Genomic DNA, 11,417 nt, shown 5'->3' on the forward strand with positions numbered 1-11,417 from the left:
GAGATATACCATGCCGAGCCCTCTGCCACTGCCGTTCCGGTATCAATCCCTGTGGTGGTGGCCCGCCATGGTGCTGTTGCTGGTCGTCAGCCCGGCCGAGGCGCTGGACAGAGGCCTGCTGGTCGACTTCGAGGCCATGCACCGGGAAGCCCGCGACGAGCCACTGCGCCTGCGCCCTCCCGACAGCACGGATAAGGCACTGGATACCCGGCTGGCCGCAGAGCTGAACGGTCAGGGTCTCTATGCCCGGCCCGAATGGCAGCAGGAAGGCCCCGAACCCGGGGCGCTGTCGATACCGGAGCTGTACCATGATGCCAGTGTCGGCCCTCTGGCTGGGACCTCCGGCCGGGGATGACGACCAGTATCAGGCCGATGCCATAGTGCTGGCCGAATATTATCGCGACCTGCAGGTCTGGCAGGCCGGCTGTACCCTGCATCTTGACGGTACCGATGGGCTGTATCTGGTGCGTACCGAGGGCTTTACCGGCCTCGGCGACTGGCAGGTTACGAAGGGGGCTGGGCAGCGGTGTCAACTGGATCGCCACCGACCGCCTGGGCAAAAAGCAGCGCTTTCAGGGCCTTTGCGCCGCCTGATCTGGGCAACGAATTCAGGCTGGTGCTGGAGATACGCACCGCGCGGCGATGAGTTGCAGGGGCCTGCAGCCCCATCGCGCACGGGGCCGAGGCGTCGGACCGGCGCTCCTACCGCACGATCAGGACACGCGTGTCAGCCAGCCATGCGGATCTTCCGCCTTGCCCCACTGGATGTCATTCATCATGCGGCGCAATTTCTGCGTCAGCTCACCGGCAGCACCGGTACCGACCTTGTAGTCACGCCCCTGGTGAATCAGGGTGCCGACCGGCGCCAGTACAGCGGCGGTACCGGACAGAGCGGCTTCACAGCCGGGCTTGGCGGCACGTTCCAGCAGTTCCGCCACAGTAAGGTCCCGCTCCTGGACGGACATCCCCATGTCCCGGGCCAGCTGCAATACGGAATTGCGGGTCACGCCGTGCAGCAGGGTGGAATCCAGCGACTTGGTAATGACTTCATCACCATCGAACAGCAGGAAGTTGGCGGCACCGGTTTCCTGTACCTCACCATGCGGGCAGAACAATACCTGATCGGCCTTCACTTCAGCACGCGCCTGCAGAATGGACGGCAGCGCGCTGGCATAGTTGCCGCCGCTCTTGACCTCGCCCATGTGCGGTGCACAGCGCATGCCCTCTTCCTGCAATAGCAGGCGCAGGGTGCCGCTGCCGCCGCTGAAATAGTCACCGACCGGTGACAGCAGCACATAAAGCAGTGATGTCGTGGAGGGCGCTGCGGCCTTGCCAATCGCCGCTTCCGTGCCAATATGCGTCGGTCGGATATACATGGAGCCGGGCGGCTCCGGCACATCACCGGCAAAGCGCTCGGTAATCTCCAGAATCATCTGCTCCAGCAGCGCCTGATCAACCTCGGGCAGCGCCAGCAGACGGGTACTCTGCGCCATGCGCCTGATGTTCTGATCCAGGCGGAAGATGTTGATGCTGCCGTCTTCATGCCGGAAGGCTTTCAGGCCTTCAAAACAGGTGCTGGCATAGTGAAACACATGCGCGCCGGGGTGCAGCGTCAGGGAGTCAGAAGGCACCACAGCCGGCTGTGACCACTGCGTGCCATTGTACTCACTGGCGATCATTTCCGGCATGAAGACAGTACCAAAGGCAGTCATCCCACTTCCCTCTGTTTTTTTGATGTTGGTCAGAAAGGGCTGACAGGACAGGGCCCGCCAGCCCGAATTTCGAGTTGCTCAGTTTACTAGCATTTGGGAGGTTTGCCCATGGGGTGTGCCGAAGGCGTCCTTATCACGATCGCGCACGGGGTGCGCTCCTACAAGGACACCCACAGTGACTGTGCCGTAGGAGCCCAGCCCTCTGGGTGATCGCGGCGGCTAGCTCTTCAGCTTGTAGCCTGTTTTGAAAATCCACCAGGTCAGGGCAATAAAGATGGCCAGGAACCCGAGTGTCATGGCCAGGCTGATGGCGATATGCACATCCGAAGTACCATAGAAGGCCCAGCGGAAGCCGCTGACCAGGTAAACCACCGGGTTCAGCAGCGTCACCCCCTGCCAGAACGGCGGCAGCATATCGATGGAGTAGAAGGTACCACCCAGGAAGGTCAGCGGCGTCACCACCATCATGGGCACAATCTGCAGCTTCTCGAAACCATCGGCCCAGATGCCGATGATGAAGCCCAAAAAACTGAAGGTAATGGCGGTCAGGATCAGGAAACTGAACATCCAGATGGGGTGGTCGATCTGATAGTCCACAAACAGGCGTGCCGTGAGCAGGATGATCAGACCCAGCACCACGGACTTGGTCGCCGCCGCCCCCACATAGCCGATGACAATCTCGATGTAGGAGATGGGCGCCGACATCACCTCATAGATGGTACCGTTGAACTTGGGAAAATAGATGCCGAACGACGCATTGGTCACACTCTGCATCAGCAGCGTCAGCATCACCAGGCCGGGCACGATAAAGGCGCCATAGCTGACGCCGTCGATGTCCATCATCTGCGAGCCGATGGCCGAGCCGAACACGACGAAATACAGGCAGGTCGAGATCACTGGCGTGGCGATGCTCTGCAACAGGGTACGGAAGGTGCGGGACATCTCGAAGATATAGATGGCACGGATGGAGTAGTAGTTCATGCCGACACCTCCTGTTCACGGTGCACCAGGTCGACAAAGATGTCCTCCAGCGAACTCTCGCGGGTCTGCAGATCACGGTACTGAATACCAGCTTCGCCGAGTCGGCCGAGCAAATCCGAGATATGAGCGTGGTCATCCTGCACGTCGAAACGGTAGATCAACTGGTAGCCCTCGTCGGCCAGTTCCAACTCCGTGTCAGCCAGTGCGTCCGGCAACGCCTGCAAGGGCTCCTGCAGGGTCAGACGCAGTTCCTTGCGACCCAGCGTTTTCATCAGCGAAGCCTTGTCATCCACCAGGATAATACGACCGTGATTGATCACCCCGATTCGATCAGCCATCTCTTCGGCTTCTTCGATGTAATGGGTGGTCAGGATGATGGTCACCCCACTCTCGCGCAGGTGACGGACCATATTCCACATGTCTCGGCGCAGCTCGACATCCACCCCCGCCGTGGGTTCATCCAGAAACAGGATTCTGGGTTCGTGCGACAAGGCCTTGGCGATCATCAGGCGGCGTTTCATGCCGCCCGACAGTTCCATGGTCGGCGTATGGCGCTTGTCCCATAAAGACAGATCCCGCAGCACCTTCTCGATATGGGCTTCATTGGGCGGCTTGCCGAACAGCCCGCGACTGAAACGAACGGTGGCAATCACCTGCTCGAAGGCATTGGTTGCCAGTTCCTGCGGCACCAGGCCGATCTTGGAACGGGCCGCCCGAAAGTCGCGGACGATATCGTGTCCGTCGGCCATGACCCGACCGGCAGAGGGGGTCACCAGCCCACAGATAATGCTGATCAGCGTGGTCTTGCCGGCGCCGTTGGGGCCCAGCAGGGCAAAGATTTCACCGGCCCTGATTTCGAGATCCACCTGCTTCAGGGCCTGAAAGCCGCCGGAATAGGTTTTTTCAAGCTGTTCTACCGAGATGATGGCACTCACGCGGGTTCCTTTTCTGCTCACGATTGGGGGCGGGCACAGCTGTACCCAAACGACCCCGGATCATAACACGAGGTTGAACCCTCGGCTGCCCTTAGAGATAAGTCGTGTCATCCTCCACCGGCATCAGCCACATGCACTGGTAGGGCATGAGCTCCAGTTCCTTGCTGGCGGCATGATGCTGGCGAGTCAGCAGATCCACCGCCCCCAGAGTGTCACTGTGCAGCAATTTGACCAGGGACAGGGCCACATCCTGGGGCGCGACATTGAACACACAGATGACCATGTCTTCCCCTTCTCCCCGCTGCACTATGAACAGGTGTGAATCGAGATCGTACACCTTCTGCGGTGCCTCGGGGCTGAACGCCGGCAACGACTGGCGCAGACCGATGCGCCGACGCAGTTCATGGTGCACCTGACTCTGCGGCGTCGCCGTCTTTTCCAGCAGCGGGATCAACTCCTGCAAAGACCACCGCTTGCGGTTGATCGAGCGCAGACGGCCGGTGACTTCAACGCCGCGCTGATCATTGGGCGTACCCAGTAATGAGTGAATGTAGAAGGCCGGCAGCCCCTGCAGCACCAGCATCAGCGTCTGAGCACAGAGAAAGCGGTCGACCTGCCACTGATCCGGGCCACGGCGGGTACCCATCATGGCATCGAAGTAGGTAATGTTGATTTCGTACGGCGAATCCGTACCGTCCGGATTGGCCCGCATGCTGACATAGCCCCCGAACTGCTGCATGGCTTCGATCAGGCTGCTCACCTCGTGGTTGGGCAGAATGCCTTCCAGCGCCCGCAGACCTATACCATCATGCGACGCGGTGAAATTCAGGAAGATGCAGCCGGGCGGCGGCGGCGCCAATGATTGCGCCCAGTTGGTCAGCAGGTCCGCATTGCCTCGATTCATGGTGTACAGAATCAGCGGCGGCAGCGTGAACTGATAGACCAGGTGCGCCTCGTCGCCGTCACCGAAGTAGGACAGATTCTCCTGATGCGGCACATTGGTCTCGGTAATGATCAGGCTGCCCGGGCGCAGATACTCGGAAAGCGTGCGCAGCAACTTCACCACCTCATGCGTCTGCGGCAGGTGAATGCACTGCGTACCCAGTTGCTTCCACAGGAAGGCCACTGCATCCAGCCGCATCAGACTGGCCCCCTGCTCCAGATAGATGATGAAGATCCGCACCATTGCCAGCAGCACTTCGGGGTTGCCGTAGTTCAGGTCAATCTGATCTGGCGAGAACGTAGCCCAAACATGACGCACGCCACGGCGGGTATATATAGGTGCCAGCAGCGGCTGACTGCGCGGGCGGACCACCTGACTGACGTCCGTATCTTCCGGCAGTTCAATGAAATAGTCCTTGCCGGGTGGGTGGTTGGCCACAAAGTCCGCAAACCAGACGCTCTCGCGCGAAATATGGTTGAGCACGAAGTCGAACATCAGCGCCCGGGATTTACCCAGCCGCCGTATGTCTTCCCAGCGCCCCAGAGCCGGATCAATCATCAGATAGTCGATGACGGAAAAGCCGTCATCAGAACTGAAGGGAAAGAACGGCAAGATGTGCAGATGACTGATCTCCGGCAGCCAGTCATCCAGAAAACGCTGCAGTGTCTGCAGCGGCGCCTCACCGACTGATTCAATACTGTTGCCGTAGCTGATCAGCAGCACGTCTTTTTCCGACAAGGCCGCCAGGCTTGATCCATTTTGGTGCAGCGCACTGTTTTGGATCAGATCCATTATGCGCTGCGTGCACTCGGCAGCCACCTCAGGTGGGTAAAGTACCTCGCAGTGGCGCTGTATCTGTTCAGCCAATCTATCCGTAGTATCAGACATAGGGGGTGAGCCGTACCTTCCGTTAGGGAACCTCTGGACCGATTGTGCAACGAAGCCGGCCAGCGTTCTATTATGGGGCATTCCACTGTCCCATGCTAAACTCGTACCCAAAAGCGACAGTGGCCCATTCCGGCTTCAAAAGGCGGGCACGGGCCTTGCAGAACTGCAATGGAACCACTGACGTCCAAACGACGACGAGGGAGAACCCATGATCAACAAATGCCTGTTTCCGGTCGCTGGATACGGTACACGCTTCCTGCCTGCCACCAAAGCGCTGGCCAAGGAAATGATGCCGGTCGTGAACAAGCCACTGGTCCAGTACGGTGTCGAGGAAGCAATCGAGGCGGGACTGACCCGCATCGGCTTTGTCACCGGTCGCGGCAAGAGAGCGATCGCTGATCATTTCGACATCTCGTACGAACTGGAACACCAGATTTCCGGCTCCGGCAAGGAAAAATACCTGGAAAGCATTCGCGAGGTCATGGCCACCGCCCAGTTCTCCTTTACCCGGCAGAACGAGATGAAAGGTCTGGGGCACGCCATACTGACCGGCGAAACCCTGATCGGCAACGAACCGTTTGGCGTCGTGCTCGCTGACGACCTTTGCCTGGCAGACCCGGGCGAACCGAATGTGATGGCGCAGATGGTAAAAATCTACAAGCAGTTCCGCTGCAGTATCGTCGCCGTGATGGAGGTTCCCGAGGATGAAATCCACAAATACGGCGTGATCAAGGGCGAATCCATGAAGGAAGGCCTGGTGCGCGTCGATGACATGGTGGAAAAACCCACCAGGGACAAGGCGCCATCCAATCTGGCCATTATCGGTCGTTATATTCTGACACCGGATATTTTCGACATCATCCGCGACACCAAACCGGGCAAGAACGATGAAGTACAGCTTACCGATGCCCTGCTGCAGCAGGCCAAGGACGGCTGTGTCATGGCATACAAGTTCAAGGGCACCCGCTTTGACTGCGGCTCCGTGGACGGTTTCGTGTCCGCAACCAACCATGTCTACCAACACATCTACACCGAGTTGTAAGTGACGGTGCTGAGTTCCAGGCTGTGGCCAATTTCCATGCATCCTGAAGCCGGGCAGTCAGCCGCCCCACCAGGCGGTGTAATGCATTGATTTGCATAAAAAAAGGGTTGCTTTCAAAAACTGGATTGGTAATATACGCGCCACTCCACACGGAGTGACCCACGAAGGTTTGCGTCCCCTTCGTCTAGTGGCCTAGGACACCGCCCTTTCACGGCGGTAACAGGGGTTCGAGTCCCCTAGGGGACGCCATTGCGGGAATAGCTCAGTTGGTAGAGCACAACCTTGCCAAGGTTGGGGTCGCGAGTTCGAGTCTCGTTTCCCGCTCCAAATTTAGAAAACCGGCCTTGTGCCGGTTTTTTATTGTCCGCAGCGACCCCAAGGGGTCGCGACCGGGGCGCCGGCCGGTTGAGTCTCGTTTCCCGCTCCAAATTTAGAAGCCCAGCCAAGTGCTGGGCTTTTTTGTGCCTGTCTGTAGGCCAGCGATGTGAGTCGCGCTTGGCGGTGTCAGCCGCCCCGGCACAGGAGCTCCTTCAGTGCCCCGCGAGCCAATAGCCCAGCCGGGCCAGCCGTGAGGGTTTCGCACCTCCTTGCGCCTCTTGCCGATCCGCCGCATTGAGCAACACATACATGCCCCGCACACCCAGCCAGCGCAACGGCTCCGGCTCCCAGCGTCTGACGCGGCGATTCACCCAGGGCAGGCGCGTCAGGTCGGTGTCCCGACCCAGTGTCAGATCACAGAGGGTACGGCCAGCCAGATTGGACGTTGATACGCCGACGCCCACATAGCCACCGGCCCAGCCGATGCCGGTTTTCGGATCAAGACCCACAGTGGCGCACCGGTCGCGGGGGACCCCCAGCACACCACACCAGGCATGATCGATACGGGCATTGCTTGCTGCCGGAAAGTGGCGCTGCAGTATCTGCATCAGGTTACGAATGGTAACCGAGTCCGGCGTGCCCCTGTGATCGATCCCGCTACCCAGTCGGTACGGCAGGCCGCGACTGCCGACCGCAATGCGGCCTTCGCGTGTACGCTGACAGTAGCAGTAGGCATTGGCGAAATCGCCGACAATCTCCCGACCTTCCCAACCGATCTGTGCCCAGACTTCCTCCGGCAGCGGTTCGGTGACGATCTGGGCAGAATTCAACGGCAGCCAGTCGCGCTTCGATCCGCCAAGTGTTGCGGTGAAACCTTCGGTGGCGCGCAGAATGATCGACGCCTGAACCGTGCCCCTGTCGGTGATAGCGCGACCAGACTGCAGACGAGTCACTCGTGTGCCCTCGGCGATGCGTACGCCCAGCTGTTCAACCACCTTTGCCAGACCCTGCACCAGCTTCGCCGGCTGAATGCGCGCGACATTGCCGATTTCCATGGCCCCGAGAGCGCCCGGTATCTGCACGCGCGCTTTGACCTCCTGCGCGTTCAGTTCGCGAATCCGCTCGGCTTCGCCCCACTGCCGGCGCTGCTGTATTTCTTCCTTGAGCCGCACCAACTGGCCCGGGTTGGTAGCCACCAGCAGTTCCGAAGTGCGATGGATATCCGCATTAATGCCCTCTGCCTCGGCAACACGTACTATTTCATCGACGCTGCCGCCCATAGCATCCACCAGAGCCCGCACACCGGCAGCACCTCCTGTGCTCAGATAGCGCTCGTGGTTCCAGGCAAAGGTGCCGGTCAGCCAGCCGCCGTTGCGACCCGAGGCGCCAAAACCGGCAAATTCGGCCTCGACCATGACGATGTCCAGTTCGGGCTTTGCCTTCTTCAGATAGTAGGCCGTCCACAGGCCGGTATAGCCTGCCCCGACAATGCAAACATCCGCCTCAGTGTCGCCGTTCAGCGGTGGTCGCGGGCTGGGCAGCCCGTCTATGTCCTGATACCAGAAGGAGACATCACCCGTTTGTGCGGGCCAGTTGGGAGTGGGCATGGCAGGGCCTTCGACTGTGCAGATCTCCGTACCATAAACAGCGCTGGGGTAGTGAGCAACAACACAGGCTCATCCTGACATGCATTCTTCTGTGCACTGGAGACCAGGCAAGGGTCAGACAATCTTGTTGAAAACGTTTTCTTATTGAGCATAATAGATCTTCAAAAATAGAGATAATATGCACTTTAGGAGCCAAGGGAACGTTTTCTTATGACAATCAGGTTCAATCCCAGCGAGCACCCGCATCGTCGTCACAACCCGTTGACCGGTGACTGGGTTCTCGTATCTCCACATCGCAACAAGCGACCCTGGCAGGGCATGGAGGAAGAGAGTTCATGGGTTGAGGCACTCTCGCATGACCCGAACTGCTATCTCTGTTCCGGCAACACCCGGATCAATGGCGTGCGCAACGCCAATTACACCGACGCCTATGTGTTTGACAATGACTTCCCGGCCCTCCATGAGATCGGACCCGAGGCCAGTTCCGATGACCCGCTGTTCAGTTTCCATACGGAAACAGGCACGGCCCGCGTCCTGTGCTTTTCCCCCGACCACAGCAAAACCCTGCCGCTGCTGAGTGATGCCGAGATACAATCGGTGATCAGTCAATGGCAAGCCGAAACTCAGGCGCTGGGTCAGCGCTATGCCTGGGTACAGTTGTTCGAGAACAAGGGTGCGATGATGGGCTGCTCCAATCCGCACCCACATGGTCAGATCTGGGCTCAATCCAGTCTGCCGACCATTGCGCAGAAAGAAGATAACTGTCAGCGCCGTTACCACGCCACCCACCACAGCCCCCTGCTTATGGACTATGTGGAGCGTGAGCTGGCCAGCGAAGAACGCGTGGTCGTCACGGGTGAACACTGGGTCGTGGTGGTGCCGTACTGGGCTGCCTGGCCTTTCGAAACCCTGCTGCTGCCCAGACGGGCAATCCAACGGATCACCGAGCTGACGGCTGCAGAAAGTCAGGATCTGGGTCGGGTTCTGCGCGCAATCACGACGCGGTACGACAACCTGTTCCGCTGCTCTTTTCCCTACTCCATGGGCTGGCACGGCGCGCCGTTCAATGGCGATGACCCCACACCCTGGGTATTGCATGCACACTTTTTCCCGCCCCTGCTGCGCAGCGCCAACGTGCGCAAATTCATGGTGGGCTACGAAATGATGGCGGAAGCTCAGCGCGACCTCACCCCGGAACAGGCCGCAGAGCGTCTGCGCGCGCAGAGTACCCGGCATTTCAAGCTGCGAGTGACACCATGACAGACGCTTGCAGCCCGCAGCAACTGAGCCGGCAGTTCACCGAGCACTTTGGTCACCCCGCACAGGCCGTGGCCCATGCCCCGGGACGAGTAAACCTGATCGGCGAACACACGGACTACAACCTGGGCTTTGTGCTGCCTGCAGCCATCAGTCTGGGCACCGGGGTCGCGTTCCACTCGCATGACCACTCCTGGCTCGGTGTGGTGGCCGTTGACTTTGACCATCAGCGCGTGCGCGGGCCACTGTCTGCAGAACAGTCACCCGACATGATGACCCCACTCCGGCCATACTGACGCCGCTACTTGTGGCAATACTCAAGGCCGGATACGATCGCGAGAGCAACGGAGATTATCAATGAACATACTTGTCGTCGGTGGCGCCGGCTATATCGGCGCCCATATGGCCAAACAACTGACTCGACAAGGCCACGCAGTGATGGTGCTGGACAACCTGTCTACCGGGTTCCGCCGGCTGGCCCGCTATGGCTCCCTGGTAGAGGGCGATCTCGGTGATGCGGCCCTGCTTGACGAGCTGTTCTCTCGCACGTCATTCGACGGTGTCATGCACTTTGCAGCCAACAGCCTGGTGGGAGAATCAGTCGAACGGCCGGACAAGTATTACCGCAACAATGTGGCCAACACCCTGGTATTGCTGGATCGCATGCGCCACTTTGGTGTGCCCCGCTTCATTTTCTCCTCTACCGCTGCAACCTTTGGCGAGCCTGATTATTCACCCATCGATGAACAGCATCCGCAACGTCCGATCAACCCTTACGGTCACAGCAAGTGGATGGTGGAGCAGGTGCTGAAAGACTACGCCTCGGCCTATGGCCTGGACTCGGTCAGCCTGCGCTATTTCAATGCCGCAGGGGCGGACCCGGAAGGTGAGCTGGGCGAGTGCCATGAGCCGGAGACGCATCTGATACCGCTGACTCTGCAGGCCGCCTCCGGGCGACGCCCGGACATCAAGGTATTTGGGCGGGACTACGGCACGCCTGACGGCACCTGCATACGAGACTACATTCACATTGAAGATCTGTGCACGGCTCATGCCCTGGCCCTGAGCGCCCTGGTTGAAGGCAGGCTCAGCGGGGCCCAGGCATTCAACCTCGGCAATGGCCAGGGGTTCTCTGTGCAGGAAGTGATTGCGGTGGTGCAAAAGGTAGTGGCCGAAGACGGTCACACGCTGGTCGTCAAGGATGCCCCGCAGCGACCCGGTGACCCAGCGGTACTGGTCGCCGACGCTGGTCTGGCTCGACAGACCCTGGACTGGCAGCCGCAGTTCGCCGATCTGGAAACTATCGTGCGCCACGCCTGGGCATGGGAACAACGACAGGCCTGATAATCAGCCGTGAAGTGAGTCAACCAGGGCGCACCAGACGGCTGGTCAGCTTCTGCACGACCGGCACCCCGGTCAGTATAAGTATGAACGCAATGGGCCAGGCAATATAGAAAGCCCGCCACCAGCGAGCCGGGAACTCCGAGTCCAGGCCGGTGTTTACCAGCGTGATGACGAAAGTCATCAGAGTCACCATATAGATCGACATCAGAAAAGAAGACAGCAGGCGGGCGTAGCGGGGCGGTATCAACATAAACAGGCAGTCATCCGGAAACGAGGTCGTCATTATAGCCGGGAGACCCTGAGGCAACGACCCTGTAGCGAGGGACGCAAGTCCCGACTGGGCCGGCAGGCCCTGTATGAGGGGCGGCTGCGCCGCCATCGCGACTCGCG

The 11,417-nt window shown here is 59.6% G+C and carries 11 protein-coding genes and 2 tRNA genes; 7 read left to right on the plus strand and 6 right to left on the minus strand.

Going from position 1 to position 11,417, the window contains the following annotated elements; genetic code table 11:
- Positions 1–10: 10 nt before the first annotated feature.
- Positions 11–355, plus strand: coding sequence for a hypothetical protein (locus tag E4656_RS19820; protein ID WP_135485065.1), 345 nt, complete (start codon positions 11–13; stop codon positions 353–355).
- A 358-nt stretch (positions 356–713) separates the two neighbouring features.
- On the opposite strand, the gene E4656_RS19825 is transcribed toward E4656_RS19820, so the two are convergent.
- The 4 genes from E4656_RS19825 to E4656_RS19840 form a co-directional block, all read right to left on the minus strand.
- Entirely contained in the window at positions 714–1,736 is a 1,023-nt protein-coding gene (locus E4656_RS19825; protein WP_276605995.1) for a branched-chain amino acid aminotransferase, read from the minus strand.
- 195 nt (positions 1,737–1,931) lie between these two features.
- Positions 1,932–2,693, minus strand: coding sequence for an ABC transporter permease (locus E4656_RS19830; RefSeq protein ID WP_135485067.1), 762 nt, complete (start codon positions 2,691–2,693; stop codon positions 1,932–1,934).
- Positions 2,690–3,628 carry an ABC transporter ATP-binding protein gene (locus tag E4656_RS19835; RefSeq protein WP_135485068.1) on the minus strand — a complete coding sequence of 313 codons (939 nt, stop codon included), beginning with the start codon at positions 3,626–3,628 and terminating at the stop codon, positions 2,690–2,692. The genes E4656_RS19830 and E4656_RS19835 overlap by 4 nt, the downstream gene beginning before the upstream one ends.
- A gap of 91 nt (positions 3,629–3,719) precedes the next feature.
- On the minus strand, positions 3,720–5,363 hold the full coding sequence (locus E4656_RS19840; protein ID WP_240754046.1) for an alpha-amylase family glycosyl hydrolase: 1,644 nt from the start codon (positions 5,361–5,363) through the stop codon (positions 3,720–3,722).
- A gap of 304 nt (positions 5,364–5,667) precedes the next feature.
- On the opposite strand from E4656_RS19840, the gene galU reads away from it, so the two are divergent.
- From galU to E4656_RS19855, 3 genes are all read left to right on the plus strand, one after another.
- Positions 5,668–6,501 (plus strand): UTP--glucose-1-phosphate uridylyltransferase GalU, encoded by an 834-nt coding sequence (gene galU / locus E4656_RS19845; RefSeq protein ID WP_135485070.1) that lies wholly within the window; start codon positions 5,668–5,670, stop codon positions 6,499–6,501.
- Between the two features lie 173 nt (positions 6,502–6,674).
- Positions 6,675–6,750 (plus strand) — tRNA-Glu (locus tag E4656_RS19850).
- A 2-nt stretch (positions 6,751–6,752) separates the two neighbouring features.
- Positions 6,753–6,828: transfer RNA gene (locus E4656_RS19855), tRNA-Gly, on the plus strand.
- A 203-nt stretch (positions 6,829–7,031) separates the two neighbouring features.
- On the opposite strand, the gene E4656_RS19860 is transcribed toward E4656_RS19855, so the two are convergent.
- A complete protein-coding gene (locus tag E4656_RS19860; RefSeq protein ID WP_135485071.1) occupies positions 7,032–8,426 on the minus strand; it encodes an NAD(P)/FAD-dependent oxidoreductase in 1,395 nt (464 codons plus the stop codon).
- A gap of 210 nt (positions 8,427–8,636) precedes the next feature.
- Here E4656_RS19860 and E4656_RS19865 point away from each other — a divergent pair, with 210 nt between their 5' ends.
- The 3 genes from E4656_RS19865 to galE all read left to right on the plus strand — a co-directional run bounded on the left by E4656_RS19865 (position 8,637) and on the right by galE (position 11,027).
- On the plus strand, positions 8,637–9,686 hold the full coding sequence (locus tag E4656_RS19865; protein WP_135485072.1) for a UDP-glucose--hexose-1-phosphate uridylyltransferase: 1,050 nt from the start codon (positions 8,637–8,639) through the stop codon (positions 9,684–9,686).
- Positions 9,683–9,979: a galactokinase family protein gene (locus E4656_RS20710; protein ID WP_135485073.1), complete on the plus strand. Its 297-nt coding sequence runs from the start codon at positions 9,683–9,685 to the stop codon at positions 9,977–9,979. Before E4656_RS19865 ends, E4656_RS20710 begins: the two co-directional genes overlap by 4 nt.
- A gap of 61 nt (positions 9,980–10,040) precedes the next feature.
- Positions 10,041–11,027, plus strand: coding sequence for a UDP-glucose 4-epimerase GalE (gene galE, locus E4656_RS19875; RefSeq protein ID WP_135485074.1), 987 nt, complete (start codon positions 10,041–10,043; stop codon positions 11,025–11,027).
- Positions 11,028–11,046: 19 nt separating this feature from the next.
- On the opposite strand, the gene E4656_RS19880 is transcribed toward galE, so the two are convergent.
- Positions 11,047–11,277 carry a DUF2798 domain-containing protein gene (locus E4656_RS19880; RefSeq protein WP_135485075.1) on the minus strand — a complete coding sequence of 77 codons (231 nt, stop codon included), beginning with the start codon at positions 11,275–11,277 and terminating at the stop codon, positions 11,047–11,049.
- Positions 11,278–11,417: the final 140 nt, after the last annotated feature.

This window comes from Natronospirillum operosum (genome assembly GCF_004768465.1).
Classification (GTDB): Bacteria; Pseudomonadota; Gammaproteobacteria; order Pseudomonadales; family Natronospirillaceae; genus Natronospirillum; species Natronospirillum operosum.